Annotated in this window: 25 protein-coding genes and 2 tRNA genes; 15 read left to right on the plus strand and 12 right to left on the minus strand. The window is 66.7% G+C overall.

The features are described 5' to 3' along the window. Window positions 1-7: 7 nt before the first annotated feature. Complete coding sequence (locus ACSQ89_RS07675) at window positions 8-1,018, plus strand: anion permease (protein WP_436292632.1); 1,011 nt, start codon at window positions 8-10, stop codon at window positions 1,016-1,018. A gap of 157 nt (window positions 1,019-1,175) precedes the next feature. On the opposite strand, the gene ACSQ89_RS07680 is transcribed toward ACSQ89_RS07675, so the two are convergent. Beyond that, the gene (locus ACSQ89_RS07680) at window positions 1,176-1,622 is read right to left on the minus strand and encodes a hypothetical protein (RefSeq protein ID WP_093106423.1); all 447 of its coding nucleotides are present in this window, start codon (window positions 1,620-1,622) and stop codon (window positions 1,176-1,178) included. Beyond that, window positions 1,619-2,140 (minus strand): GNAT family N-acetyltransferase, encoded by a 522-nt coding sequence (locus ACSQ89_RS07685; RefSeq protein ID WP_093106421.1) that lies wholly within the window; start codon window positions 2,138-2,140, stop codon window positions 1,619-1,621. The genes ACSQ89_RS07680 and ACSQ89_RS07685 overlap by 4 nt, the downstream gene beginning before the upstream one ends. Window positions 2,141-2,306: 166 nt before the next feature. Between ACSQ89_RS07685 and rpsP the strand changes: the two genes are divergently transcribed. The 7 genes from rpsP (at window position 2,307) to hisC (ending at window position 7,423) form a co-directional block, all read left to right on the plus strand. Further along, window positions 2,307-2,570 (plus strand): 30S ribosomal protein S16, encoded by a 264-nt coding sequence (gene rpsP, locus ACSQ89_RS07690; RefSeq protein ID WP_093106418.1) that lies wholly within the window; start codon window positions 2,307-2,309, stop codon window positions 2,568-2,570. A gap of 15 nt (window positions 2,571-2,585) precedes the next feature. After that, window positions 2,586-3,140 (plus strand): ribosome maturation factor RimM, encoded by a 555-nt coding sequence (rimM, locus tag ACSQ89_RS07695; RefSeq protein ID WP_093106416.1) that lies wholly within the window; start codon window positions 2,586-2,588, stop codon window positions 3,138-3,140. 22 nt (window positions 3,141-3,162) lie between these two features. Further along, the gene (gene trmD, locus ACSQ89_RS07700; protein ID WP_093106413.1) at window positions 3,163-3,909 is read left to right on the plus strand and encodes a tRNA (guanosine(37)-N1)-methyltransferase TrmD; all 747 of its coding nucleotides are present in this window, start codon (window positions 3,163-3,165) and stop codon (window positions 3,907-3,909) included. Window positions 3,910-4,007: 98 nt separating this feature from the next. Continuing rightward, complete coding sequence (gene rplS / locus ACSQ89_RS07705) at window positions 4,008-4,388, plus strand: 50S ribosomal protein L19 (RefSeq protein ID WP_093106411.1); 381 nt, start codon at window positions 4,008-4,010, stop codon at window positions 4,386-4,388. Window positions 4,389-4,556: 168 nt separating this feature from the next. Continuing rightward, window positions 4,557-5,273, plus strand: a complete 717-nt coding sequence (locus ACSQ89_RS07710) for a CoA pyrophosphatase (protein WP_436292633.1) — start codon at window positions 4,557-4,559, stop codon at window positions 5,271-5,273. A 52-nt stretch (window positions 5,274-5,325) separates the two neighbouring features. Beyond that, window positions 5,326-6,327, plus strand: a complete 1,002-nt coding sequence (locus tag ACSQ89_RS07715) for a CobD/CbiB family protein (RefSeq protein ID WP_093106405.1) — start codon at window positions 5,326-5,328, stop codon at window positions 6,325-6,327. A 16-nt stretch (window positions 6,328-6,343) separates the two neighbouring features. Beyond that, entirely contained in the window at window positions 6,344-7,423 is a 1,080-nt protein-coding gene (gene hisC / locus ACSQ89_RS07720; protein WP_436292634.1) for a histidinol-phosphate transaminase, read from the plus strand. 6 nt (window positions 7,424-7,429) lie between these two features. On the opposite strand, the gene ACSQ89_RS07725 is transcribed toward hisC, so the two are convergent. From ACSQ89_RS07725 to ACSQ89_RS07740, 4 genes are read right to left on the minus strand one after another with little or no spacing between them, the layout of a single operon-like run. Continuing rightward, window positions 7,430-8,551, minus strand: a complete 1,122-nt coding sequence (locus tag ACSQ89_RS07725) for a glycosyltransferase family 4 protein (RefSeq protein ID WP_436292635.1) — start codon at window positions 8,549-8,551, stop codon at window positions 7,430-7,432. Then, on the minus strand, window positions 8,548-9,489 hold the full coding sequence (gene rsgA, locus ACSQ89_RS07730) for a ribosome small subunit-dependent GTPase A (protein ID WP_436292636.1): 942 nt from the start codon (window positions 9,487-9,489) through the stop codon (window positions 8,548-8,550). The genes ACSQ89_RS07725 and rsgA overlap by 4 nt, the downstream gene beginning before the upstream one ends. A gap of 18 nt (window positions 9,490-9,507) precedes the next feature. Next, a complete protein-coding gene (locus ACSQ89_RS07735) occupies window positions 9,508-9,849 on the minus strand; it encodes a 4a-hydroxytetrahydrobiopterin dehydratase (RefSeq protein WP_093106395.1) in 342 nt (113 codons plus the stop codon). A 17-nt stretch (window positions 9,850-9,866) separates the two neighbouring features. Continuing rightward, entirely contained in the window at window positions 9,867-11,126 is a 1,260-nt protein-coding gene (locus ACSQ89_RS07740; RefSeq protein ID WP_436292637.1) for a M48 family metallopeptidase, read from the minus strand. A 64-nt stretch (window positions 11,127-11,190) separates the two neighbouring features. Here ACSQ89_RS07740 and orn point away from each other — a divergent pair, with 64 nt between their 5' ends. Together orn and ACSQ89_RS07750 are read left to right on the plus strand one after the other, a co-directional pair. Next, the gene (gene orn / locus ACSQ89_RS07745) at window positions 11,191-11,787 is read left to right on the plus strand and encodes an oligoribonuclease (protein WP_093106390.1); all 597 of its coding nucleotides are present in this window, start codon (window positions 11,191-11,193) and stop codon (window positions 11,785-11,787) included. 212 nt (window positions 11,788-11,999) lie between these two features. Beyond that, window positions 12,000-13,790, plus strand: a complete 1,791-nt coding sequence (locus tag ACSQ89_RS07750; protein ID WP_093106387.1) for a DEAD/DEAH box helicase — start codon at window positions 12,000-12,002, stop codon at window positions 13,788-13,790. A gap of 58 nt (window positions 13,791-13,848) precedes the next feature. On the opposite strand, the gene ACSQ89_RS07755 is transcribed toward ACSQ89_RS07750, so the two are convergent. Next, window positions 13,849-14,343, minus strand: coding sequence for an Lrp/AsnC family transcriptional regulator (locus ACSQ89_RS07755; RefSeq protein WP_436292638.1), 495 nt, complete (start codon window positions 14,341-14,343; stop codon window positions 13,849-13,851). Window positions 14,344-14,407: 64 nt separating this feature from the next. Here ACSQ89_RS07755 and ilvB point away from each other — a divergent pair, with 64 nt between their 5' ends. Both ilvB and ACSQ89_RS07765 read left to right on the plus strand, forming a co-directional pair. After that, window positions 14,408-16,162, plus strand: a complete 1,755-nt coding sequence (gene ilvB / locus ACSQ89_RS07760) for a biosynthetic-type acetolactate synthase large subunit (protein ID WP_436292639.1) — start codon at window positions 14,408-14,410, stop codon at window positions 16,160-16,162. A 102-nt stretch (window positions 16,163-16,264) separates the two neighbouring features. Then, the gene (locus ACSQ89_RS07765; protein WP_436292640.1) at window positions 16,265-17,710 is read left to right on the plus strand and encodes an NAD-dependent succinate-semialdehyde dehydrogenase; all 1,446 of its coding nucleotides are present in this window, start codon (window positions 16,265-16,267) and stop codon (window positions 17,708-17,710) included. Window positions 17,711-17,716: 6 nt separating this feature from the next. Here the strand turns inward: ACSQ89_RS07765 and ACSQ89_RS07770 are convergent, their stop codons facing one another. The 3 genes from ACSQ89_RS07770 to bktB all read right to left on the minus strand — a co-directional run bounded on the left by ACSQ89_RS07770 (window position 17,717) and on the right by bktB (window position 20,252). Then, the gene (locus tag ACSQ89_RS07770; RefSeq protein WP_436292641.1) at window positions 17,717-18,766 is read right to left on the minus strand and encodes an aldo/keto reductase; all 1,050 of its coding nucleotides are present in this window, start codon (window positions 18,764-18,766) and stop codon (window positions 17,717-17,719) included. Window positions 18,767-18,930: 164 nt separating this feature from the next. Further along, window positions 18,931-19,006, minus strand: a tRNA-Lys gene (locus ACSQ89_RS07775). A gap of 64 nt (window positions 19,007-19,070) precedes the next feature. Further along, window positions 19,071-20,252 carry a beta-ketothiolase BktB gene (gene bktB / locus ACSQ89_RS07780; protein ID WP_436292642.1) on the minus strand — a complete coding sequence of 394 codons (1,182 nt, stop codon included), beginning with the start codon at window positions 20,250-20,252 and terminating at the stop codon, window positions 19,071-19,073. Window positions 20,253-20,353: 101 nt separating this feature from the next. Here bktB and ACSQ89_RS07785 point away from each other — a divergent pair, with 101 nt between their 5' ends. Beyond that, a complete protein-coding gene (locus ACSQ89_RS07785; protein WP_093106376.1) occupies window positions 20,354-21,061 on the plus strand; it encodes an SDR family NAD(P)-dependent oxidoreductase in 708 nt (235 codons plus the stop codon). Window positions 21,062-21,105: 44 nt separating this feature from the next. Here the strand turns inward: ACSQ89_RS07785 and ACSQ89_RS07790 are convergent. Beyond that, window positions 21,106-21,181: transfer RNA gene (locus ACSQ89_RS07790), tRNA-Ala, on the minus strand. A gap of 58 nt (window positions 21,182-21,239) precedes the next feature. On the opposite strand from ACSQ89_RS07790, the gene ACSQ89_RS07795 reads away from it, so the two are divergent. Further along, complete coding sequence (locus ACSQ89_RS07795) at window positions 21,240-22,106, plus strand: alpha/beta hydrolase (protein ID WP_436292643.1); 867 nt, start codon at window positions 21,240-21,242, stop codon at window positions 22,104-22,106. Window positions 22,107-22,127: 21 nt separating this feature from the next. On the opposite strand, the gene ACSQ89_RS07800 is transcribed toward ACSQ89_RS07795, so the two are convergent. Then, complete coding sequence (locus ACSQ89_RS07800) at window positions 22,128-23,105, minus strand: GMP reductase (protein WP_093106371.1); 978 nt, start codon at window positions 23,103-23,105, stop codon at window positions 22,128-22,130. 258 nt (window positions 23,106-23,363) lie between these two features. On the opposite strand from ACSQ89_RS07800, the gene ACSQ89_RS07805 reads away from it, so the two are divergent. Beyond that, window positions 23,364-25,733 (plus strand): UvrD-helicase domain-containing protein, encoded by a 2,370-nt coding sequence (locus ACSQ89_RS07805; RefSeq protein WP_093106369.1) that lies wholly within the window; start codon window positions 23,364-23,366, stop codon window positions 25,731-25,733.

The following is a 25,733-nucleotide window of genomic DNA, read 5'->3' on the forward strand; positions in this document are numbered from 1 at the left end:
GCTCCGAATGACAACGGTGCAGGTCGCCCTGTGGGTGGTGGTGGTGCTGGTCGCGCTGGCCATCGCATTCGACTTCATGAACGGCTTTCACGACGCGGCGAACTCGATCGCCACGGTGGTGTCGACCGGCGTGCTCAAGCCCGGCCACGCCGTGGTGTTCGCGGCCTTCTTCAACCTGATCGCGATCTTCGTCTTCCACCTGAGCGTGGCGGCGACCATCGGCAAGGGCATCGTGCAGCCGGGCATCGTCGATGTGCACGTGGTGTTCGGCGCCCTCGTCGGCGCCATCAGCTGGAACTTCCTCACCTGGTACTACGGCATTCCCAGCAGCTCATCGCACGCGTTGATCGGCGGCATCGTGGGCGCGGTGATCGCCAAGGCCGGCTCGGGCGCCTTGATCGCTGCCGGGATCTGGAAGACTGTGGCCTTCATCTTCGTTTCGCCGCTCCTGGGTTTTCTGCTCGGCTCGCTGATGATGATCGTGGTCGCCTGGGCGTTCCGGCGTTCGACGCCGTCGCGCGTGGACCGGTGGTTCCGCACGCTGCAGCTGGTTTCGGCCGGCGCCTACAGCCTGGGCCACGGCGGCAACGATGCGCAGAAGACCATCGGCATCATCTGGATGCTGTTGATCGCGACCGGCTATTCGGCTGGCAACGCGGAGGCGCCGCCGGCCTGGACCGTCGGCAGCTGCTATGCGGCGATCGCGCTCGGCACCATGTTCGGCGGCTGGCGCATCGTCAAGACCATGGGCCAGAAGATCACCAAGCTCAAACCGGTCGGCGGCTTCTGCGCCGAGACGGGCGGGGCGCTGACCCTGTTCCTCGCGACGGCGCTGGGCATTCCGGTCTCGACCACGCACACCATCACGGGTGCGATCGTCGGCGTGGGTTCGGCACAGCGCGCGAGCGCCGTGCGCTGGGGCGTGGCCGGCAACATCGTGTGGGCCTGGATCTTCACGATCCCGGCCTCGGCCTTCGTGGCCGCGATCGCCTACTGGATCGGCCTGCAGGTGTTTTAGCTCGCCCCCAGGCTGCGCGCACTTCGTGTCGCTTCGCCAACCCCCTACCGGGGGCGGGCCGGCCGCTTCGGGCGGCCGGGCGCGGCGGCCCTCTGAAATGGCAGGCCTCGCCCCTGTCCGCTCGGGCTGAGCTTGTCGAAGCCTTGCGCAGCGGCGATTACTGAGAAATCTTCCGGCCTTCTTCGATCTGGTGCTCGAAGAAGCGCTGGAAGCTGAAGGCGATGCTGGCCATGAGGATCGTGCTGCCGAAGAACAGGGCCAGCACGACAGCGCCGATGGTGAGCCAGTTGGTGCGCCCGGCGGGAGCCTCGGGCGCGGCGCCGGCGTTGTAGCGGGCGTTCCATTTCTCCGGCGTCATCAGGCCATAGACGATAGCGGTGAGCGCGCAGCCCGCAATCGTGAAGCCGAGCAGCGGGAGCAGCAGCCAGCTCCAGCCGTCGTCCACGCCATAGAGGCGCAGGCGTTCGATGCCGTACAGGCCGAGCGCCGTCGGGATCGGCAGCAGCCAGCCCAGCGTGCTGCCGAAGCCGCGCAGATAGAAGCAGTGCAGCCCCAGAGGCCCGCCGAGGAAGGCGAGCCAGGCGGCCACGGTCTTGTTCTTCATTCGGGGCTCGTCGAGCTGCCTTCGCCCAGCACCTTTTCCATCAAGACCACGTCGCGCCACTGGCCGAACTTCCAGCCGCAGTCCTTGAGCACGCCCACATGGGCGAAGCCCTGGCCGCGGTGCACGCCGATCGATCCGGCGTTGGCCGAGTCACCGATCACCGCGATCAGCTTTCGCACGCCGACGGATTCGGCGGCCTGCGTCAGCGCGGCCAGCAGTCGTGCACCTAGGCCCTGGCCCCGCGCGGCGTCGGCCAGGTAGATGGAATCCTCGGCCGAAAAGCGGTAGGCGGGACGGGGCTTGAACCAGCTGCAGTACGCAAAGCCGAGCAGTTCGCCGTCCTGCTCGGCCACCAGATAGGGCAGGTTCTTCGACAGCACGTCGGCGCGTCGGGCAGCCATGTCGGCGGATGAGGGCGGCTCGGTCTCGAAGGTGCCTGTGCCGTGCAGCACGTGATGGGCATAAATGGCGGTGATTGCCGCGATGTCCTCGTCGCGGCTGGGGCGGATGGTGGTCATTCTGAGACGATTGGCAATGCCAAGGGTGTTGAAAAAAGTCGCTCGGGCTATAATCGTGGGCTTTTCAGCGTGTCGCTGGCCGGGTGGCCATGTCGCGTGTCTCGACGCTGGAAGAACACCGTGGGCGAACCTATTCGGGTTTGCTGCACCACCCGAAGGATAAATCATGGTCGTCATTCGACTCTCCCGCGGCGGCGCCAAAGGCCGTCCGTTTTTCAACATCGTCGTGTCGGACAAGCGCGTTCGCCGCGATGGCCGTTTCATCGAGCGCCTGGGTTTCTATAACCCGACCGCCAAGGAAAACGAAGAAAGCATCCGCATCGCGCAGGATCGCTTGGCCTATTGGAAGAGCGTCGGCGCGCAAGCCTCGCCCACGGTCCATCGCCTGATCAAGCAAGCCGCCGCCGCGGCTCCGAAGGCCGCTGCTTAAGCGGCCGGCAAGGCGATGCTGCCCACACTCGAAGCCGCCGAACTGCCGGCGGACGCGATCGAGGTGGCGCGCATCGCCGACGCCTGGGGCATCAAGGGCTGGTTCAAGGTCCTGCCCCACAGCGCCCAGCCCGAGGCGCTTTTTTCATCCAAGCGCTGGTTTCTGCAGCCGCCCGGCGCAAAGACCGCCGGCGCTTTCCGGCTCGCGATCCGCGAAGCCAAGGAACACTCCGACTGCATCGTCGCCTCGTCCGAGGACGTGCCTGACCGCAACGCGGCCGAAGCCTTGCGCGGTGCGCGCGTGTTCGTGCCGCGTTCGAGCTTTCCGACCGCCGGCGACGACGAGTACTACTGGGTCGATCTGATCGGGCTTGCCGTCGTGAACCGCGAAGGCGTCGCGCTCGGCACGGTGCGCGAACTTCTCGCCAGCGGGCCGCAGACCACGCTGGTGTTGGACGCCCAGGAGGGCGGCAAGCCGATCGAGCGCATGGTTCCCTTCGTCTCGGCCTTCGTCGACAAAGTGGATCTGCCGGGCCGGCTGATCACGGTCGACTGGCAGCCTGATTACTGAGCCGCCCGGCTCCGGCGCCGCCATGCGCTTCGACGTCATCACCCTCTTTCCCGAGCTGTTCGCGCCCTTTCTCGCGAGCGGCGTGACGCGCCGTGCCTACGAGTCGAAGCAGGTCGAGGTCGTGCTGTGGAACCCGCGCGATTTCGCCGACGGCAACTACCGGCGCGTCGACGACCGGCCTTTCGGCGGCGGCCCAGGTATGGTCATGATGGCCGAGCCGTTGTCGGCCTGCCTCGATGCGGCGCTGGCGGCCCGGGGCGCGGCGGCGCCGGTGCTTCTCTTCTCGCCGATCGGCGAGACCTTGAGGCACGCGGTGGTGGAGCAATGGTCCGCCACCGAAGGCGCAGTGCTGGTGTGCGGGCGCTATGAAGGCATCGACCAGCGCTTCATCGATGCGAGGGTCACGCACCAGCTGAGCATCGGCGATTTCGTGCTTTCGGGCGGCGAGATTCCCGCCATGGCCTTGCTCGACGCCGTCGCGCGGCTCCAGCCCGGCGTGCTGGGCGATGAGGACAGCCATGTGCAGGACAGCTTCAATCCGGCGCTCGACGGCCTGCTCGACTGCCCCCACTACACCCGGCCGGAGCAATGGAAGGGCGAGGGCGTGCCTCCGGTCCTGCTCTCGGGGCATCACGTGCAGATCGAGCGCTGGCGACGCGATCAGCGGCTCGCGATCACCCTGCAAAAACGGCCGGAGCTGATCGAGGCGGCACGCGCAGCCGGACGGCTCAGCCCGGTGGACGAGAAAGTGCTCCAAAAAAAGCTATAATCTTTGGTTCCCCGATCCTCTGCCGGCCGCGTCGCCTTGGCCTTCAGGCCTCAAGACGCCTTTTGTGTAGCGCGAGCACGATCGAATCCAGGAAACAAATGAACCTCATCCAGACCCTCGAGCAGGAAGAAATCGCCCGGCTCGGCAAGAAGATCCCCGATTTCATGCCCGGTGACACGGTCATCGTCAGCGTGAACGTCGTCGAAGGCAACCGCAAGCGCGTGCAGGCCTACGAAGGCGTCGTGATCGCCAAGCGCAATCGCGGCCTCAACAGCGGCTTCACGGTGCGCAAGATCTCCAGCGGCGAAGGCGTGGAACGTACGTTCCAGACCTACAGCCCGTTGATCGCCGGCATCGAAGTCAAGCGTCGCGGCGATGTGCGCCGCGCCAAGCTCTACTATCTGCGCGAACGCAGCGGCCGTTCGGCACGCATCAAGGAAAAGCTGCCGGGCAAGTCGTCGGCAGCGGCTGCTCAATAAAGAGGGCCTCCCGTCGTGCAAAAAGCCGCCGATCAAGGCGGCTTTTTGCATTTGTGCTTCGATGCATCCAGCGTTCGTGATTTTTGTTGTTGTGCCACGTGTCACGCTGGCTCAGTTTTTGCGTTTTACTCAGCAAGTCCTTTCTTGACCACACCACCACCGTCCACCATGCGCGCTGCTTCCGTCGAATCCGTCAACGCCGTCCTGCCGTCGGCGCTGCGGTCCTTGGACCCGCGCCAGGTGCCGGTGGTCGGTATCGACGTCGGGTTGCCCGCGGTGGCGCCCTCCCGCTTCGATGCGCGCGCCTTGCGCGCACGCTTCGCCACGCCGCCGGCCTGGGTGCCCGAGTTGCGGCGCGAGCCGCGGCTGACGGATCGCGTACCCGCCCAGGCGGCGGTGCTGGTGCCGATCGTGATGAGGGACGAACCCACGGTGCTGCTGACCGAGCGGACGACGCATCTGTCGACCCACTCGGGCCAGGTCGCCTTTCCGGGCGGCCGGGTCGACCCCGAAGACGCCAATATTGCAGCGGCCGCCCTGCGCGAAGCGTGGGAAGAGGTCGGCTTGTCCGCGGCGTACATCGAGGTGCTGGGCTGCCTGCCGACCTACACCACCGTCACGTCCTTCATCGTGACGCCGGTGGTCGCGCTGGTGCGCCCGGACTTCGAGCTGAACATCAATCCTTATGAGGTGGCGGCGGCTTTCGAAGTGCCGCTCGCTTACCTGATGAATCCGGCGAACCACCGGCGGCACGCGCTCGTCGGCGAAGACCTCAAGTCGCGCGAGTGGTTTTCGATGCCCTACCAGGACGGTCCTGACGAGCGTTACGTATGGGGTGCGACGGCGGGCATGCTGCGCAACCTCTACCGCTTCCTCTCGGCCTGAACCACGCCGCGTCCCGTCCGGGTGCCATGGAGGCACTCGCTATCATCGACGGATGAGCTTCTTTGCGATCCTGTGCGCGTTGCTGATCGAGCAGGTGCGGCCGCTTGCGTACCACAACCCCGTGTACGGCAGCGTGCTCGCATGGACGCGTTGGACCAGCCGCAATTTCGACGCCGGCAAACCGCACCATGGCTGGGTGGCCTGGGGGCTTGCGGTGCTCGTGCCGACGGTGCTCGCATTGGGCGTGCACTGGCTGCTGGTGCTCACGCTCGGGCTGCCCTTCGCGGTGCTGTGGAGCGTCGCGGTGCTCTACGTCACGCTGGGCTTTCGGCAGTTCAGCCACCATTTCACCGGCATCCGCGATGCGCTCGACGAGGGCGACGAAGCGCTCGCGCGCTCGCTGCTCGCGCATTGGCAGCGCGTCGATGCGGCCGACCTGCCGCGCAGCGAGATCGTGCGGCACGTGATCGAGCACTCGGTGATCGCGGCGCATCGGCACGTGTTCGGTGTGCTCGCCTGGTTCTCCATCCTCGCCGCCGCCGGATTGGGGCCTGCCGGCGCGGTGTTCTATCGGATGAGCGAATTCGTCTCGCGCTATTGGGCGCACAAGAACGGCGCTTCGATCCAGCCGTCCAGCACGTGGGTCCAGCATGCGGCCGATCGGGCCTGGGGCCTGATCGACTGGCTGCCGGCGCGCATCACGGCGCTCGGTTTCGCGGTGGTCGGCAGTTTCGAAGAAGCGATCGACTGCTGGCGCAACGACGCCCGGCGCTTTCCCAACGAGAACGACGGCGTGATCCTGGCCGCGACCTCGGGTGCCGTCAACGTGCGGCTCGGTGGCGGCACCCTGAGTCCGGTCCCGCTGACCGATCCGTTGTCGAGGGCGCAGGCGGGCGATCCGCTCGCCGGCGGGCGTGGCCCCGATAGCGGCAGCACCCCGGGGCGCGAACCTGAACCAGCGCACCTGCGCAGCGTCGTCGGCCTGGTCTGGCGTTCGGTCGTGATGTGGATGGTGCTGCTCGCGCTGCTCACGCTGGCGCGCCTGCTGGGCTGAGCCGGGTGTGTCGGCCTTGAGCACCGCTCCAAGCTTCTGGAGTCCGCGCATTGCGGCGCTGGAGCCCTATGTGCCGGGCGAGCAGCCGCGCATCGCGAATCTGGTCAAGCTCAATACCAACGAGAACCCCTATCCGCCCTCGCCGCGAGTGCTCGATGCCATTCAGGAGGCGGCAGAGAAGGGACTCGAACGCTACCCCGATCCCGAATCGATCGCGCTGCGCGAAGCGATCGCTGTGCGCCACGGCCTGCACAGCGCGCAGGTGTTTGCGGGCAATGGCTCCGACGAAGTGCTGGCCCACGCCTTCTTCGCCTTTTTCCAGCAAGCCGAGCCTTTGCTGATTCCGGACGTTACCTACAGCTTCTACCGCGTCTACGCGCAGCTCTATGCGATCGCATGCGAGCTGCAGCCGGTGGATGAGGGACTTCGCATCGATGCCGATGCGCTGGCGGCGCGTGCCGCGGCCGGCTGCGGCGGCATCGTGATCGCGAATCCCAATGCGCCGACCGGTATCGGGATGCCGCTCGCATGCATCGAGCGCCTGCTCCAGGCCTGCCCGCAGCGCGTGGTGCTGGTGGACGAGGCCTATGTGGATTTCGGCGGCGAAAGCGCGCTGCCCCTGATCGCGCGCTATCCGAACCTGCTGGTCGTGCAGACGCTGTCGAAATCGCGTTCGCTCGCCGGCTTGCGCGTGGGCTTTGCCTGCGGGCAGGCGCAGCTGATCGATGCGCTGCAACGGGTCAAGAACAGCTTCAACTCCTATCCGCTCGACCGCTTGGCGACGGCGGGCGCCATTGCCGCGCTCGCTGACGAGGCCTGGTTCTCGAAGACGCGCGACGCCGTCGTCGACACCCGCGAGGGACTGACGCTGCAGTTGGAGGATCTGGGCTTCGAGGTATTGCCCTCGCAGGCCAACTTCGTATTCGTGCGCCATCCCGCGCACGATGCCGCCGCACTGGCGGCGGCGCTGCGGGCGCGCGCGGTGCTGGTGCGGCACTTCGGACAGCCGCGCATCGCGCAGTACCTGCGCATCAGCATCGGCACGCGGGAGCAGTGCAGTGCGCTGGTCGATGCGCTGGCGCAGGTCCTCGATTGAATCGCCTCAGGCGCGGCCCGTCACTTCCTTGAGCAGGCCGATGTACTGATCGACGAAGCGCGCGGGCATGAAGGCTTGCGCGCGTTCGCGGGCCTTTGCCGTCTGCGCGGCCCGGAGGACCGGATCGCCCAGCACCCGCTGCATCTGCGCGGCCAGCGCTTCATCGTCGCCGTTCGGGAAGACGAGACCGGCATCGCCGACGCACTCCGAAAGTCCGCCCTTGGCCGAGACGATGAGGCTCTTGCCTGCTGCCAGGAGCTCGACCGCGACCCCGCCCATCGGCTCGTACCACGCGGATGGGATCACGCCGATCATGCCCTTCGAGACCCATTCGACGAGCGCAGGGCCCGATTGCGAGCCGGCGAAGACGACGGAAGCCGAGAGGCCGGATGCGGCCACCAGCCGCTCGATCTCCGGCCGTGCGCTCCCATCCCCGATGAGCAGCAGCCGCGGCGCTTCCCGGCTGCGTTGGACAACCTTCGCGAAGGCGCGGATCAAGGTGTCGACGCCCTTCTCCTGCACGATCCTTCCCATGTAGAAGAACTCGTACTCGGGCTCGCCGCGGTCCGCTGCCTGGAAGCGCTCGATCGGAAAGGGGTTGTAGATCTGCACCTGCCGCGGCAGCGGCAGCGTCTTGTTCATCCACTGGGTGATGGCGACATTCCGGGTAACGGCGAACTTGGCGATACCGCGCCGCAGCAGCAGTTTCACGCCATCCTTCAAGCCGCGTACGTAGCCGCTTCTGCGCGCATGAAAGAGAAAAGACGCCACGGGCTCGAGCGGCGCCGGGGCGTTGTCGACCCAGCCGGCGCCGTCGATGCACGAGGCCTGGTAGCCCACATGCACCCAGACGAAGGGCTTGCGATAGGCCAGAACCCAGGGCTGAAGCGCCAGGCTCGCGCCATTGAAGAGGACCACGTCCGCCCAGCGCAGAAGCTCGCGCACGCGCGCGCTAGCCGGTTGGCGGATCACCTCGAAGGGGAACTGCGCGCCGTCCCCCTCGGGCGTCTGGGTCACCACCTTGCAGTCGATGCCTTTCGCCACGAAGCCCTCGACGAGTGCGCGCGATACGGTCTCGACGCCGCCCACCGACGGATGGAACACATGGGAATACAGCAGCACCTTCATTTGTAGCGGGATTGGCTCAGTTCGGCGAACAGCTCGCCATAGATCCGATAGCGCGAGGGGCTGATCGCACCCGGATGGCCGGGCGACTCCACCTGCGCGATCACACCGCAGCCCGGCTCGTGCAGATGCGTGCAGTTGTAGAACTTGCATGCCGCGGCGTGTTCGGCGATGTCGGGCATCAGGTGCGCGAGTTGCATCGCTTCGATGTGATTCAGTCCGAATTCCTGGAAGCCCGGCGAATCGATCAGCGCCGTGGTCCGCGCGTCGTCCACCCAGTACCAGGTGGTGCTGGTCGTGGTGTGCTTGCCCGAATTGAGCGCCTGCGAAATCTCTGCCGTCGAGGCCAGCGCGGCCGGCACCAGCAGGTTGGTGAGCGTGCTCTTGCCGGCGCCCGACGGACCGAGCACCAGGGTGGTCTTGCCCGCCAGCAGCTTCATCAAGGTTGCGCGATCGGCCTCCGGCGAGGCCTTGAGCGACAGCGGCAACACGCCATGGTGCATCCGGCGGTAGGGCGCCAGCCTGGCCCAGGCCCGTTCGAAGGGGGCGACGACATCGCTCTTGTTGAGCGCGATGATCGGCGCGATGCGTTCGGCCGCGGCCGCGATCAGCGCACGCGCCAACTGGGTTTCGGAGAACTCGGGCTCGGCCGCGATCAGGATGAGTACCTGGTCGAGATTGGCCGCGAAGGACTTGGTGCGAATCTCGTCCTGCCGGTAGAACAGGTTCTTCCTCTGCTGTACCTGCTCGATGGTGCCCTCGTCCTCGCTGGCCTGCCAGCGTACCCGGTCGCCCACCACGGCCTGGCTCTTCTTGCCGCGCGGATGGCAAATCAGTCGTTCGCCCTCGGGTGTTTCGACGAGGCAGTGGCGGCCATGGCTGGCAATGACGAGTCCGTCGCGCAATGCGGCACCCTCGGCGCCGCTGCGTTGCTTAGCCAAGGGCGCGTTCCATCGGGCTCAGGCCGTTGCCAGCAGGGCATCCGCCTGCGTCGCGCACTCGAAATCCGTGGCCGAGATGCCGCCCACGTCGTGCGTGTTGAAGCGTACGACGCAGCGGTTGTAGTGCACCGAAAGGTCGGGGTGGTGGTCTTGCGTGTGTGCAATGAAGGCCAGTGCGTTCACGAAGGCGATGGTCTCGAAGTAGTTCGCGAAGCTGAAAGTCTTCTCGATCGCGACATCGGCGCCGTCGCCGGTCAGCTTCCAGCCGTCGAGCCGCGCCAGGCCGGCGACGATCTCGGTGGCGCTCAGTGCGCGGCGTGCGTGCTGCTTCCAGTCCTTGGGTTTGAACATGCTGCTCATGGTCGGCTTTCTCAGGTTCAACCCGCGACCATGCGCGCAAGGCGCTCGGATGCGGGCGGGTGCGAGTAGTAGAACTTGACGAACACCGGGTCGGGTGTCAGCGTCGAGGCGTTGTCCTGGTAGAGCTTGAGCAGCGCCGCCGAGAGGTCGGCGCCGCTGGTTTGCGCGATCGCATAGGCGTCGGCCTCGAACTCGTGCTTGCGGGAAATGCGCACCGGCAGCGGCGCGACGAAGAAGCCGAAGACCGGCACCGCGAGCATGAAGAGCAGGATGGCGAGTGCATCGTTGGGCGCTGCCATGTTGGGCTGTACGCCGAGGCCGACATAGAACCACGAATGGACCGACAGCCAGCCCAGCAGCGCGAAGCCGGCCAGGCTCAGCGCGAACATCGCGGCCATGCGCTTCACGACGTGCCGGTGCTTGAAGTGGCCCAGTTCGTGCGCGAGCACGGCCTCCACTTCGCCGGCGCTGAGCTGGCGCAGCAGCGTGTCGTAGAAGACGACGCGCTTGCTGGCGCCGAAGCCGGTGAAATAGGCGTTGGCATGCGCGCTGCGCTTGCTGCCGTCCATCACGAACAGGCCCTTGGCGGCAAAGCCGCAGCGCTTCATCAGGGCGTTGACGCGCGCCTTGAGCGTGGCGTCGTCCAGCGGCTGGAACTTGTTGAAGAGCGGCGCAATGAAGGTCGGATAGACCAGCATCAGCAGCAGATTGAATGCCATCCAGGCGCCCCAGGCCCACAGCCACCACAGGTTGCCGGCCGCGCCCATGAGCCAGAGCATCAACGCCGCGATGGGCAGGCCGATGAGCGCGCCCAGCAGCAGCGACTTGGCGCCGTCGAGGAGCCACAGCCGCCAGGTCATCTTGTTGAAGCCGAAGCGTTCCTCGAGCCTGAAGGTCTGCCAGAGCGTGAATGGGAGGTCGAGCAGGCCGCTGATCAGCGCGAAGGCAGAGAGCAGCGCGAGCTGCTGCAGCATGCCGCCGCCCATCCAGTCCATCAGCAATTTGTTGAGGAGGTCGAGCCCGCCCAGCAGGGTCCAGCCCAAAAGCAGCGCCGTGCCCCATGCCATTTCGAGCAGGCCGAATCGGGTCTTGGCCACCGTGTAGTCGGCGGCCTTCTGGTGCGCTGCGAGCGCGATGGCCTGCGCGAAGGCCGCAGGCACTGCATCGCGATGGCGCGCCACATGACGCACCTGCCGCGTGGCGAGCCAGAGTTTGACGACGAGGCCTGCAGCCAGCGCGAGGGCGAACGCAAAAGTGAAGAGGAGGGCGGCGGACATGGCGAGGCGAGTTTAGCCCGCACGCCAGCCGCTCGCGCACAGGGTCATCGACGACAATCACCCGATGTCAGAATCCACCGCCCCGACCGCGCCCGTGCCCGCCACCACCCTCAAGAAGAGCGACCAGAACCTCGTCTGGCTGGACTGCGAGATGAGCGGCCTCGACCCCGAAAAAGAGCGCCTGCTCGAGATCGCCGTCGTCGTGACCGGCCCCGATCTGGTGCCGCGCATCGACGGCCCCGTGCTCGTCATCCACCAGAGCGACGAGGTGCTCGACGGCATGGATTCCTGGAACAAGGGAACGCATGGCCGCAGCGGGCTGATCGACAAGGTCAAGGCCTCCACGTTGGACGAGGCCGCGGCCGAGCAGCAACTGCTCGAGTTCGTCGCGCGCTACATCCCGAAGAACGGCTCGCCGATGTGCGGCAACACCATAGGCCAGGACCGGCGCTTCCTGGTCAAGTACATGCCGAAGCTGGAAGCCTATTTCCATTACCGCAACCTCGACGTCAGCACGCTCAAGGAACTGGCCAAGCGCTGGAAGCCGGCCGCCTACAACGCCTTCAAGAAGCAGCAGGCGCATACCGCGCTGGCCGATGTCCACGAGTCGATCGAGGAGCTCGCGCACTACCGCGATACCTTCTTGCGCATTGCGGATTAGGTAAAAACCCGAAGCCATGCGATAATCGTCGGCTTCGCTGCCGGGGACCCTTCAGGCGGCGTTTTCTTGCATCTCCCTATCTTGCACACCGCGCCCCGTTGAATGGGCCGCAGCAAAGACGAAAGTCCTTGCTGAATGTCGTTGGATGGTTGATGTTTTTCACCACCCAACGGAGCGCCGCCCACGGCAGCGCTCGCGTATGAGATTTCTGAATGACCGACGCTTTTGAAGCGCAGGGCGACTTTGCGCCTGTGCAATCCGATGAAACGACTTCCTTCGAGGCGCTCGACGCCGTCGAAGCCACCGAGCCGAAGCTGCCCAACGGCTTCATCAAGCTCGGCCTCGCGCCCGAGCTGATCGCCGCGGTCGAAGACCTGGGCTTCACCCAGCCGACCACCGTGCAGGAACAAGTGATTCCGCGCGCCATGACCGCCAGCGGCCAGGCCGACGGCGCCACGCGCTTCGTCGACCTGATGGTGTCGAGCCAGACCGGTAGCGGCAAGACCGCCGCCTTCCTGCTGCCCGTGCTGCACACCCTGCTGCAGCGCCAGGCCGAAGCCGAGGCTGCGGCCAAGGCCGAATTCCAGCGCCTGGCCGCCGAAGCCGCCGCGCGCGGCGAAGCTCTGCCGAAGAAGCCAAAGCGCAAGGACCCGACCAACGCGCGCCATTTCAAGGCGGCCACGCCCGGCGCTCTGATCCTGTGCCCCACGCGCGAACTCGCCCAACAGGTGGCGCATGACGCGATCGACCTGGTCCGCCATTGCCGCGGCCTGCGCATCGCCAACGTGGTGGGCGGCATGCCCTACCAGTTGCAGATCGCCCGGCTGCAGAACGCAGACCTCGTGGTCGCCACGCCCGGCCGTCTGCTCGACCTGCAGCGCTCGATGCAGATCAAGCTCGACCAGGTCAAGTTCCTGGTCGTCGACGAGGCCGATCGCATGCTCGACCTCGGCTTTGCGGACGACCTCGCCGAAGTCAACCAGCTGACCATCGAGCGCCAGCAGACCATGATGTTCAGCGCCACCTTCGCGCCGCGCATCCAGCAGCTGGCGCAGCGCGTGATGCGCGAGCCGCAGCGCGTGACCATCGACAGCCCGCAGGAGAAGCACGCCAACATCAAGCAGGTGCTGTTCTGGGCCGATCACTCCCAGCACAAGCGCAAGCTGCTCGACCACTGGCTGCGCGACACCACCATCAACCAAGCCATCGTGTTCGCGAGCACGCAGGTCGAATGCGACGGCCTCGCCAACGACCTGCAGCAGGACGGCTTCAGTGCCGTGGCGCTGCACGGCGCGCTGAGCCAAGGCCTGCGCAATCGCCGGCTGATGGCGCTGCGCCAGGGCCAGGTGCAGATCCTCGTGGCCACCGACGTGGCCGCCCGCGGCATCGACGTGCCGACCATCACGCACGTCTTCAACTTCGGCCTGCCGATGAAGGCCGAGGACTACACCCACCGCATCGGCCGCACCGGCCGGGCAGGGCGCGACGGCCTGGCCGTGACCTTCGCCGAGTTCCGCGATCGCCGCAAGATCTTCGACATCGAGTCGTACAGCCGCCAGCAGTTCAAGGCCGAGGTGGTCCCCGGTCTCGAGCCGCAGCAGCGCTCGCCGCAGTCGCGCCCGGGAGGCGACTTCGGTGGCCGTGGCCGCGACAGCCGTGACAACCACTCGCGCGATCGCAAGTTCGGCGGCGGCGGCGGTCATCGTGGCGGCCCCGCAGGCGGCTATGCGGGCGCCAGCGGTTTCAATGATCGCGGTCCTGCACGCGGCCCGGGTGCACCGGCACCGCGTGGCTTCCAGCACAAGGGCAATGCGGGCTTCGGCGGCGGTCGCGACGACGCTGCCGGCTATGGCCGCAAGCCCGGCTGGGGCGATAGCGCGCCCCGCGGCGGCGCAGCCGGCGCAGGCCGCGGCGATGGTTTCGCACCGCGCGGCAACAACGGCGGCGGCAAGGTGTTCGTGCCTCGCGACGCCCAACGGCGCGCCTTCAAGCCCACGCGCTGAGCGCCTGCTGCGCACATGACAAAGCCCGCCTTCGGCGGGCTTTTCCTTTGGGGCGCGATCAGGCCAGCGGCACGCTCGCTTCCTTGAGCACGCGCAGCACGAAGTGCGACTGGCTGTGGCGGATGCCCGGAATCTTGTAGAGCTTCTCGCGCAGCAGCCGCTCGTAGTCGCGCGTGTCGCGCACCGCGATGCGGATGTAGTAGTCGTAGTCGCCTGAGACCAGGTAGGCCTCCTGGACTTCGGGAATGGTGGCGAGCACGCGGCCGAACTCGTAGAGCGTCTCGTCGCTGTGGCTTTCCAGCGTGAGTTGCACGATCACGGAGTCGTGGTAGCCGAGCTTGGCGGCATCGAGGTCGACCGTGTAGCGCTTGATCACTTCCTGCGCTTCGAGCTTCTTGATGCGGCTCCAGCAGCTCGTCGGCGACAGCCCGACCTCGGCGCCGATTTCCTGCAGCGTCTTGCGCGAGTCGTGCAGAAGCGCACGCAGGATCGCCATATCGAATCTGTCGAATGATTCTTCGCTTGTTTTCTTGTTTTGGCGATTGATCTTCATGAAATCAGCAGAATTGCTTGAAAGAATGAAGCAAATTCTGCATCGAAACCGGAAGAATCGGTGCATGCACGCCACCATCGCCTCCTCCGTCCCGACTGTCACGCTGCGCAACGGCGCCGAAGCCCTGCTCGACACCCTGATCGAATGCGGCATCGACACCATCTTCGGCTATCCCGGCGGCGCCGCGCTGCCGCTCTACGACGCACTGCACGGCGAGCCTCGGCTGCGGCATGTGCTGGTGCGGCACGAGCAGGCGGCGGTCCATGCGGCCGAAGGCTACGCGCGCAGCACCGGCCGCGTGGGCGTGGTGCTCGTGACCTCGGGGCCGGGTGTCGGCAACACCATCACCGGCCTGCTCGATGCGATCAGCGACTCGGTGCCCGTGCTGTGCATCAGCGGCCAGGTTGCAACCGGCGTGATCGGCACCAACGCGTTTCAGGAAAGCGATGCACTCGGCATGTCGCGGCCGGTGACGAAGTGGAATCACCAGACCCGCATCGCCGACGAGATCCCGGCCGTGGTGCGGCGTGCGCTGCGCATCGCCGCCTCCGGGCGCCCGGGGCCGGTGCTGCTCGACGTGCCGAAGGATGTTCAGCTCGCGCCGCTGACCGGCCAGCCGGCCTCGACGCCGCGGCGGCCCGGCCGCCCCGATGCACGACTGCCGCCGTACGCCAGCCTGCAGCGCGCGGCGGATCTTCTCTCGACCGCCCGCCGGCCCGTCCTCTACGGTGGCGGTGGGCTCGTCAACGCCGGTCCCGGCGCATGCGAAGCCTTCACGCGCCTGGTGCATCGCCTCGACGCACCCTGCACGCTGACCTTGATGGGACTCGGCGCCTTCCCGGCCTCCGACCCGCGCTTTCTCGGCATGCTGGGCATGCACGGCACGCTGGAGGCCAACCTTGCGATGCACGAGGCCGATCTCGTGGTCTGCGTCGGCGCGCGTTTCGATGACCGAGTGACCGGCAAGCTCGACGAGTTCTGTCCGCATGCGCGCAAGATTCACATCGACATCGATCCCAGCAGCATCAACAAGGTGGTGCGGGTTGACGCTCCATTGGTCGGCGATTGCGGCGCGGTGCTGGATGCACTGCTTGCGCTGCCCGCGCTCGACGGCCTCGCGCCGGAGCGGCTCGCGCCCTGGTGGCAGCGCATCGAGCGCTGGCGCGCGCAACGCTGCCTGGACTTCGCTGCGCGCAGCGACGCCATCCTGCCGCAGCAGCTGATGCGCTCGCTGCAGCAGGCCATAGAAGGCCGCGACGCCATCGTCTCCACCGATGTCGGCCAGCACCAGATGTGGGCCGCACAGTACCTGCGCTTCGAGCGCCCGCGCTGCTGGCTGACATCGGGCGGGGCCGGCACCATGGGCTATGGCCTGCCGGCGGCCATCGGCGCGCAGATCGCGCACCCCGAGGAGCTCGTCGTCTGCGTGAGCGGCGACGCCTCGGTACTCATGAATATCCAGGAGCTTTCCACGGCCATGCAGCACCGAACGCCCGTGAAGCTCGTGTTGTGCAACAACGGCTACATGGGCATGGTGCGCCAGTGGCAGGAACTGAACCACGGCAACCGGCTGAGCCACAGCTGGAACGAGGCGCTGCCCGATTTCGTGGCGCTGGCCAGGGCTTTCGGCTGGGGTGCGCGGCGCGTGTCGGACCCTGCCGAACTGCAGGCCGCGCTGGCCGAGTGCATAGGGTACGAGGGCCCCTTCTTCCTCGACGCACAAGTGGCCCCGCAGGAGAACTGCTTTCCGATGATGCCGGCCGGCCAGGGCCACCATCGCGTGATGCTCACCAAGGACCGGTGGTACGTGGAAGACTGACTGCGCGGGCCGGAAAACCGTCACGGGTGACAATGGCGGCTGGCCGCGCGATCGGATATCGCGCACCAGCATCAATACTCGGAAAGAACCCCAAGGACCGACATGAGCACAGCAAGCTACACCGACACCCGACTGCTGATCGAGAATGAATGGTGCGACGCCGCGAGCGGCAAGACCCTGGACGTGATCAACCCTGCCACGGGCAAGCCCATCGGCAAGGTCGCCCACGCCGGCATTCCCGACCTGGACCGGGCACTGGCCGCCGCGCAGCGCGGCTTCGAAGCCTGGCGCAAGATCCCGGCCAACGAACGCGCAGCGACGATGCGCAAGGCCGCAGGCCTGGTGCGCGAACGCGCCGCCGACATCGCCCGCCTGCTCACGCAGGAGCAGGGCAAGCCCTTCGTCGAAGCGCGTGGCGAGGTACTCGCCGGCGCCGACATCATCGAATGGTTCGCCGACGAAGGCCGGCGCGTCTATGGCCGCATCGTGCCGTCGCGCAACCTCGCGGCGCAGCAGCTGGTGATCAAGGAGCCGCTCGGCCCCGTGGCCGCGTTCACGCCTTGGAACTTCCCGATCAACCAGATCGTGCGCAAGCTCGGCGCTGCGCTCGCGAGCGGTTGCTCCTTCCTCGTCAAGGCGCCGGAAGAAACGCCGGCCTCTCCGGCGGCGCTGCTGCAGGCCTTCGTGGATGCGGGCGTGCCCGCGGGCACGGTCGGCCTGGTGTTCGGCGATCCGGCCGAGGTCTCGAGCTACCTGATTCCGCACCCCATCATCCGCAAGGTCACTTTCACCGGCTCGACGCCGGTGGGCAAGCAGCTCGCGGCCCTGGCCGGCGCGCACATGAAGCGCGCCACCATGGAGCTGGGCGGTCACGCCCCCGTGATCGTGGCCGAGGACGCCGACGTCGCGCTGGCCGTGAAGGCCTCGGGCGGTGCCAAGTTCCGCAACGCGGGGCAGGTGTGCATCTCGCCGACGCGCTTCCTCGTGCACAACAGCATCAAGCAAGCCTTCGCCGAAGCGATGGTGAAGCATGCCGAGAGCCTCAAGCTCGGCGACGGCCTGGCCGAAGGCACGACTCTTGGGCCGCTCGCGAACGCGCGCCGGCTCACTGCGATGGCGAAGGTGCTCGACGACGCGCGCGCCACGGGCGCCAAGGTCGCCACCGGCGGCGAACGCGTGGGCTCCTCCGGCAACTTCTTCGCGCCCACCGTGCTGACGGACGTCTCGCTCGAAGCCGACGTGTTCAACAACGAACCTTTCGGCCCGATCGCCGCCATCCGCGGCTTCGACACGCTCGAAGAAGCGATCGCCGAAGCCAACCGCCTGCCTTTCGGCCTTGCGGGCTACGCGTTCACGAAGTCGATCAAGAACGCGCACCTGCTGTCGCAGCAGATGGAAGTCGGCATGCTGTGGATCAACCAGCCGGCCGCGCCCACGCCGGAGATGCCCTTCGGCGGCATCAAGGACTCGGGCTACGGCTCCGAGGGTGGTCCGGAGGCGATGGAGGCGTACTTGAACACCAAGGCCGTCTCGATCATGGCGGTGTAGCCGTTCTCAGGCGCCGGCGGATTCCGCGAGCTGCTGGAGCCGGGGTCCGCCCTGGCGCTCGAGCATCCAGCCCGGATATTCGGCCGGCAGCGCGCTGACCTTGTCGAGCGCGGCGAGTTCCTCGCCGCTCAAGGCGATGGCGGTCGCCGCGATGTTGTCGTCGAGCTGCTCTGCGCGCTTGGCGCCGATGATCACGCTCGTCACCGCCGCCTGGTGCAGCAGCCAGGCCAGGGCGATCTGCGCCACGGAAACGTCCTTCGCCTGCGCGATGCCACGCATCACGTCGATGCAGTCGTAGGCGCGCTCGACGTTCACCGGCGGAAAGTCGAAGGTGGTGCGTCGGCTGCCTGCCTCCGCCTTGACGTCGCGGCCGTACTTGCCGCTCAGCAGGCCGCCGGCGAGCGGGCTCCAGACCATCAGCCCGACGCTTTCGCTCTTGAGCAGCGGAACCAGTTCGCGCTCGAGATCGCGGCCGGCGATCGTGTAGTACGCCTGCAGCGATTCGAAGCGCGCCAGCCCCAGCCGTTCGGAGATGCCGAGTGCCTTCATGATCTGCCAGGCGGCCCAGTTCGACACGCCGACATAGCGCACGTGGCCGTGCTGAACGAGGTTGTCGAGTGCGCGCACGGTCTCCTCGATCGGCGTTGCCGGATCGAAGCCATGGATCTGGTACAGGTCGATATGGTCCAGCTGCAGGCGCTTCAGGCTCGCCTTCACACCGTCCATGATGTGATGGCGCGACATGCCGCGCGAATTGATGCTTTTCGTGCCGGCCTCGCCGAACACCTTGGTGGCGACAACCACGTTCTCGCGCGGCACCTGCAGGTTTCGCAGCGCCTGCCCGGTGATGATTTCCGAGCGGCCGTCGGAGTAGACGTCGGCCGTGTCGATGAAGTTGATCCCGGCATCGAGCGAGCGGCCGATCAGGCGCTCGGCCTCGGCCTGCTGCAGGTCGCCGATCTGCCCCCAGATGCCGCCTCCGCCGCCGAAAGTCATCGTGCCGAGACAGAGCTCGGAAATGAACAAGCCGGTACGGCCGAATCTTCTGTAGCGCATATGAGGAACTCCTTGGGTTGCGTGCTGCGAGCGTGCAGTTTTGCGAGTGTCCTTCCGGCAGGAAGGTTCGCGATAGCCCAATCCTGCTTCTCTCTTGCCCGATCCTGCTGGTGCAGGCATGAAAAAAGCCCGCCATCGATCTGATGGCGGGCTTTTATATGGTTTGGTGGGCCCTGAGTGACTCGAACACTCGACCTACGGATTAAGAGTCCGCTGCTCTACCAACTGAGCTAAGAGCCCCTGATCGACATTGCTGTCATTCAGGCAATCCCACGATTATAGCCATATCGCGAGGCGGCCTCGCTCAAGCGCGCTCGAAAATGCACGCGATGCCCTGGCCGCCGCCGATGCACATCGTCACCAATGCGTAGCGGCCCTGGATGCGTTCGAGCTCGTACAGCGCCTTCACGGTGATCAGTGCGCCGGTGGCGCCGATCGGGTGGCCAAGCGAGATGCCCGAGCCGTTCGGGTTCACCTTGGCGGCATCCAGCCCGAGGTCCTTGCTCACCGCGCAGGCCTGCGCCGCGAAGGCTTCGTTGGCCTCGACCACATCCATGTCCGATGCCTTGAGGCCCGCTTTGTCCAGTGCTTTGCGCGAGGCCGGCACCGGGCCGATGCCCATGTAGGCCGGGTCGACGCCGGCGAAGGCATAGGCCACGACGCGCGCCATCGGCTTGAGGCCGCGGCGCGCCGCCTCTTCTTTCTCCATCAGCACCACCGCCGCTGCCGCGTCGTTGATGCCCGAGGCATTGCCGGCGGTCACCGTGCCGTTTTCCTTCAGGAAGGCGGGCTTGAGCTTCGCCATGTCCTCGATCTTGGCGTCGAAGCGCACGTGCTCGTCGGTATCGAACAGCGTCGTGCCTTTGCGGCTCTCCAGCGGCACCGGGACGATCTGCGTCTTGAAGTAGCCGTTCTCGATGGCCTTCTGCGCGCGCTGGTGGCTGGCGAGCGCGGTCTGGTCCTGCGTTTCGCGGCTGATGCCCCACTTTTTCGCGACGTTCTCCGCCGTCACGCCCATGTGGATGTTCTCGAACGGGTCGTGCAGCGCGCCGATCATCATGTCGACCAGCTTGGCATCGCCCATGCGCACGCCCCAGCGCGCGGTGAGCGAAGAGAGCGGGGCGCGGCTCATGCTTTCCGCGCCGCCGCCGACGGCCACCTTGGCGTCGCCGAGCTGGATGCTTTGCGCCGCGCTCACGATCGCCTGCAGGCCCGATCCGCACAGCCGGTTCACGGTGAGGGCAGGGGTCTCCTGGGCGCAGCCGCCCTCGATGGCGGCCACGCGCGCCATGTACATGTCGCGCGGCTCGGTGTTGACCACGTGGCCGAACACCACGTGCTCCACGTCCTTGCCGTCGACCTTGGCGCGCGCGAGCGCCTCCCTGGTCACCAGCGCCGCCAGCCGCGTGGGCGGCACATCCTTGAGGCTTCCGCCGAAAGTACCGATTGCGGTGCGTACACCGCTCACGACGACCACTTCTTTCATGACGATTCTCCGGTGCAAAAAGGAAGGGTCAATGATGCCAGCCGAGCGCTTCCCGTACTGACGCCGGCGTTACCATGCCTGCCCGAACAAGGAGCCGCCAAATGATCGAAGCCAACACCATCCGCCACATCGTGGTGACCGGCGCCGCCGGCGCGCTCGGCCGCGCCGTCGTGCAGCATTTTCTCGACCAGGGCGCCCGCGTGGCGCTGCTCGACCACCGCATGGAGCATCTGACCGACGCGTTTCCGGGGCTCGACAACTCGCAACACCTGTTGCTGCAGGCTGACGTGACTTCGGCGTCGGCCATGGCCGACGCCGCGACGCAGATCCTCGCGGCCTTCAAGCAGGTCGACGCGCTGGTCCACATCGCCGGCGGCTTCGAGATGGGCGAGCCGGTGCATGCGCTGAGCCGCGCGGCCTGGGACCGGATGATGAACCTGAACGCTTGGTCCTTCGTGGCCGTCTCGCAGGCGCTGGTGCCCTCGATGATCGAGCGCAAGGCCGGCAGCGTGATCGCCGTCAGCGCCAAGACCGCGGCGCGCGGCGCGGCCGGGATGGCGGCCTACATCGCGTCGAAGAGTGCGCTGCAACGCTTGGTCGAGGCGGCGGCGGCCGAGCTGGCGCCGCACGGTATCCAGGTCAACAGCATCGCGCCCAGCGTGCTCGACACGCCGGCCAATCGCCAGGCCATGCCCGACGCCAAGCCCGACAACTGGGTGTCGACCGCGGTGGCCGCGCAGACCATCGGCTTCCTGGCCTCGCCGGCGGCCGCCGCGCTGCACGGCCAGCACCTGACATTGGACGCCTGAAAACAAAAAGGCCCCGGCGATGCGCCGAGGCCTTCGAGAGATGTTGGTGGAGAGGAGGAGGATCGAACTCCCGACCTCCGCATTGCGAACGCGGCGCTCTCCCAGCTGAGCTACCCCCCCAACGCAAAGCGAATTTTAACCAGAACCGACGCCCCAACGCACAAGGAGCACGAATCGCATGGCCTTCGACGACCCCGCCTGGCTGGAGGGCATGTACAACAACCTGGCGCGGGTGAAGGACCATCCCGCGTACCTCGAGCGCTGGGCCCGCGATTCCGCCGCCGCGCGCGACGCCTTGCCCGGCCGGCTCGACTTGTCCTATGGCCAGGGGCCCAACGAAATGCTCGACGTTTTTCCCGCTCCGGTGCCCGATGCGCCCGTGCTGGTGTTCATCCACGGCGGCTACTGGCGCGCGCTCGACAAGAGCGACCATTCCTTCGTCGCGCCCGCGTTCAACGACCGAGGCGTGTGCGTGGTCGTGCCGAACTATGCGCTGTGCCCCGGGCCGGCCAATCGGCCCGTGACCGTGCCGGATATCCTGTTGCAGATGGTGCGCGCGCTCGAATGGACCTGGCGCCACATCGCGGCCTACGGCGGCGACCCTGAGCGCATCACCGTCGCCGGCCATTCGGCAGGCGGCCACATGGCGGCGGCGCTGCTGGCCTGCGACTGGAAGGCGGTCGCGCCCGATCTGCCGGCGCAGCTGGTGCGCAACGCGCTCTCGATCTCGGGCCTCTACGACCTGCGGCCGCTGCAGCGCACGCCCTTCCTGGAACACGTGCTGCGCTTGAGCGATGCGGATGTGCTGCGCGCCAGCCCCGTGCTGTGGCCGGCACCCGCGCGCGGCCAGCTCTATGCGGTCGCGGGCGGCGACGAGAGCGAGGAGTTCATCCGCCACAACGCGGCGATTCGCGCGGCCTGGGGCCGCAACACGGTGCCCGTTTGCGAGGTGCTGCCAGGCCTGCACCACTTCAGCATCGTCGATGCCTTCGCCGATCCGGCGCACAGGCTGCACCGGCATGCGGCGCAGCTGCTCGAGGCCTGATCGCAGGCCCCGAAGGGCGGCCTACATCAGCAGGTGTTCGCCCGCGTTGTCGCCGCCGAGCATGACGTAGTTGACCTTGCGGATGTCCATGAGCTTGCGCCCGCCCGCATAGCTGATGGAGCTCTGGATGTCCTGCTCCATTTCGACCAGCGTGTCGGCCAGCTTGCCCTTGATCGGCTCGAGGATGCGCTTGCCCTCGACGTGCTTGTACTCGCCCTTGTTGAAGTCGCTGGCCGAGCCGTAGTACTCCTTGAAGAGCACGCCGTCGACTTCCACCGTCTGGCCCGGCGAGTCCTCGTGGCCGGCGAAGAGCGAGCCGATCATCACCATCGAGGCGCCGAAGCGGATGCTCTTGGCGATGTCGCCATGGTCGCGGATGCCCCCGTCGGCAATGATCGGCTTGGTGGCGACGCGTGCGCACCACTTGAGCGCCGACAGTTGCCAGCCGCCGGTGCCGAAACCGGTCTTGAGCTTGGTGATGCACACCTTGCCCGGACCGACGCCGACCTTGGTTGCATCCGCACCCCAGTTCTCCAGGTCGATCACGGCCTCGGGCGTGCCGACGTTGCCTGCGATCACGAAGGCCTTCGGCAGCTTCTTCTTGAGGTACGCGATCATGTTCTTCACGCTGTCGGCATGGCCGTGCGCGATGTCGATCGTGATGTATTCGGGTGTGAGGCCGGCGGCGGCCAGCTGGTCCACCGTCTGGTAGTCCGGCTTCTTCACGCCCAGCGAGATGGATGCGAACACGCCCTTGGCATGCATGTCCTTCACGAACTGCAGGTTGTCGAGGTCGAAGCGGTGCATCACGTAGAAGTAGCCGTTCTGCGCCAGCCAGGTGCAGATGGTCTCGTCGACCACCGTCTTCATGTTTGCGGGCACCGTCGGGATGCGGAAGCTGCGGCCGCCGAGGGTGACGCTGGCGTCGCATTCGGATCTGCTCTCGACCACGCATTTGCGGGGCAGCAAGAGGATGTTGTCGTAGTCGAAAATCTGCATAAAACCAAGCTCCTGTGAAATGACTGCCCCCCGGCTCGCCACTTCGTGTGCTTCGCCACCCCCCGAGGGGGAGGCTCGGCCGCCTTGGGGCGGCCCGGCGGCGTCCGGGAATTGAGCGCTTGGTCCGGCCGGCTTTCGCAAACGAAAAACCGGGCGCAAGAAACTTGGGCCCGGTAACTGATTTTACGCGCCCGATCGGAAACGCGTGCTCAGGGACTTCGTATAACCCGCATACGCCGTGCTTTCTACAATCGACGGATGTTCACCGACCTCGCGGCCACCGCAGATTCGCCCCTGCTGCACAACCTCAACGCCGAGCAGCGGGCCGCGGTCGCCTTGCCGGCCGGCAACGCGCTGATCCTCGCCGGCGCCGGCTCGGGCAAGACGCGGGTGCTCACCACCCGCATCGCCTGGCTGCTGCAGACCGGCCAGGTGTCGCCCGGCGGCATCCTGGCCGTGACCTTCACCAACAAGGCGGCGAAGGAAATGATGACGCGGCTGACCGCGATGCTGCCGGTCAACGTGCGCGGCATGTGGATCGGCACCTTCCACGGCCTTTGCAACCGATTCCTGCGCGCGCACTGGAAGCTCGCCGACCTGCCGTCCACCTTCCAGATCCTCGACACGCAGGACCAGCTCTCGGCCATCAAGCGCCTGATGAAGCAGTACAACGTCGACGACGAGCGCTTCCCGGCCAAGCAGACCCAGTGGTTCATCGCCGGCGCCAAGGAAGACGGCCTGCGCCCGCGCGATGTGGAGATCCGCAGCGAGGACGACCGCAAGAAGGTCGAGCTCTACCAGCTCTACGAAGAGCAGTGCCAGCGCGAAGGCGTGGTCGATTTCGGCGAGCTCATGCTGCGCAGCTACGAACTGCTGCGCGACAACGACCCGGTGCGCGAGCACTACCAGCGGCGCTTCCGCCACATCCTGATCGACGAATTCCAGGACACCAATCGTCTGCAGTACGCATGGATCAAGATGCTTTCTGGCAGCACCGTCGAAGGCCGTTTCGTGCCCGGCGACAACAGCGTGATCGCGGTCGGCGACGACGACCAGAGCATCTACGCCTTCCGCGGCGCGCGGGTGGGCAACATGGCCGATTTCGTGCGCGAGTTCGACGTCTCGCACCAGATCAAGCTCGAACAGAACTACCGCAGCTTCAGCAACATCCTCGATTCGGCCAACGAGCTGATCAGCCACAACAAGAAGCGGCTGGGCAAGAACCTGCGCACCGACCAAGGCCCGGGCGAGCCGGTGCGCGTCTACGAATCGACCAGCGACTTCGCCGAGGCGCAATGGATGGTCGAGGAGATGCGCCAGCTGGTGCGCGACGGCATCGAACGCAAGGAAATGGCGGTGCTCTACCGCAGCAATGCGCAAAGCCGGGTGATCGAAACGGCGCTCTTCAACGCGGCCGTGCCGTACCGCGTCTACGGCGGCCTGCGCTTCTTCGAACGCGCCGAGATCAAGCATGCGCTGGCCTACCTGCGCCTGCTTGAGAACAAGGACGACGACACCAGTTTCCTGCGCATCGTCAACTTCCCGCCGCGCGGCATCGGCGCGCGCAGCATCGAGCAGCTGCAGGACGCGGCCCGCGCGGCCGGCCGCTCGCTGCACGACGCGGTCAACGCGGTGGGCGGCAAGGCCGGCTCCAACCTGTCGGCTTTCGTCGCCAAGATCGACGTGCTGCGCGAGCAGACGCAAGGCATGTCGTTGCGCGAGATCATCGAGCTGGTGCTCGACCACAGCGGCCTGATCGAGCACTACAAGGCCGACCGCGAAGGCGCCGACCGCATCGAGAACCTGGAAGAACTGGTCAATGCGGCCGAGAGCTTCGTCACGCAGGAAGGCTTCGGCCGCGACGCGGTGGCGATGCCGGTCGACGAGCTGCGGCAGTCGCCGGCCAGCCAGGGCCTCGACCCGAACCGCCCCGTCATCGACGAGCCGCTGGCGCCGGATGCCGAAACCGGCGAAACCATGAGCCCGCTGGCGGCTTTCCTGACCCATGCCGCGCTGGAGTCGGGCGACAACCAGGCGCAAGCCGGCCAGGATGCGGTGCAGCTGATGACCGTGCATGCGGCCAAGGGCCTCGAATTCGACTGCGTGTTCATCACCGGCATGGAAGAGGGCCTGTTCCCGCACGAGAACTCGATGAGCGACTACGAGAGCCTCGAGGAGGAGCGCCGGCTGATGTACGTGGCCATCACCCGCGCGCGCCGGCGCCTGTATCTCAGCCATTCTCAGACGCGCATGCTGCACGGCCAGACGCGCTACAACGTGAAGAGCCGCTTCTTCGACGAGCTGCCCGAAGGCGCACTCAAGTGGCTGACGCCCAAGAACCAGGGCTTTGCACCCTCGGCCTTCGGCTACGGCGGCGGTTACGCGACCACGCGCGGCGGGGCCGGCGGATACGGCAAGGACACATTCGCCAGCCCGCCGGTGCCGCCGCAGAAGAGCGCGCCTTCGCACGGCCTGCGCTCCGGAATGCAGGTGTTCCACAACAAGTTCGGCGAAGGCACGGTGCTGGCACTGGAAGGCAGCGGCGACGATGCGCGTGCGCAGATCAACTTTCCCCGCCACGGGGTCAAGTGGCTGGCGCTGTCGGTCGCCAAGTTGACGCCCGTATAA

It is taken from the genome of Variovorax sp. LjRoot175, assembly GCF_964253805.1.
In the GTDB taxonomy this organism is placed as follows: domain Bacteria; phylum Pseudomonadota; class Gammaproteobacteria; order Burkholderiales; family Burkholderiaceae_C; genus Variovorax.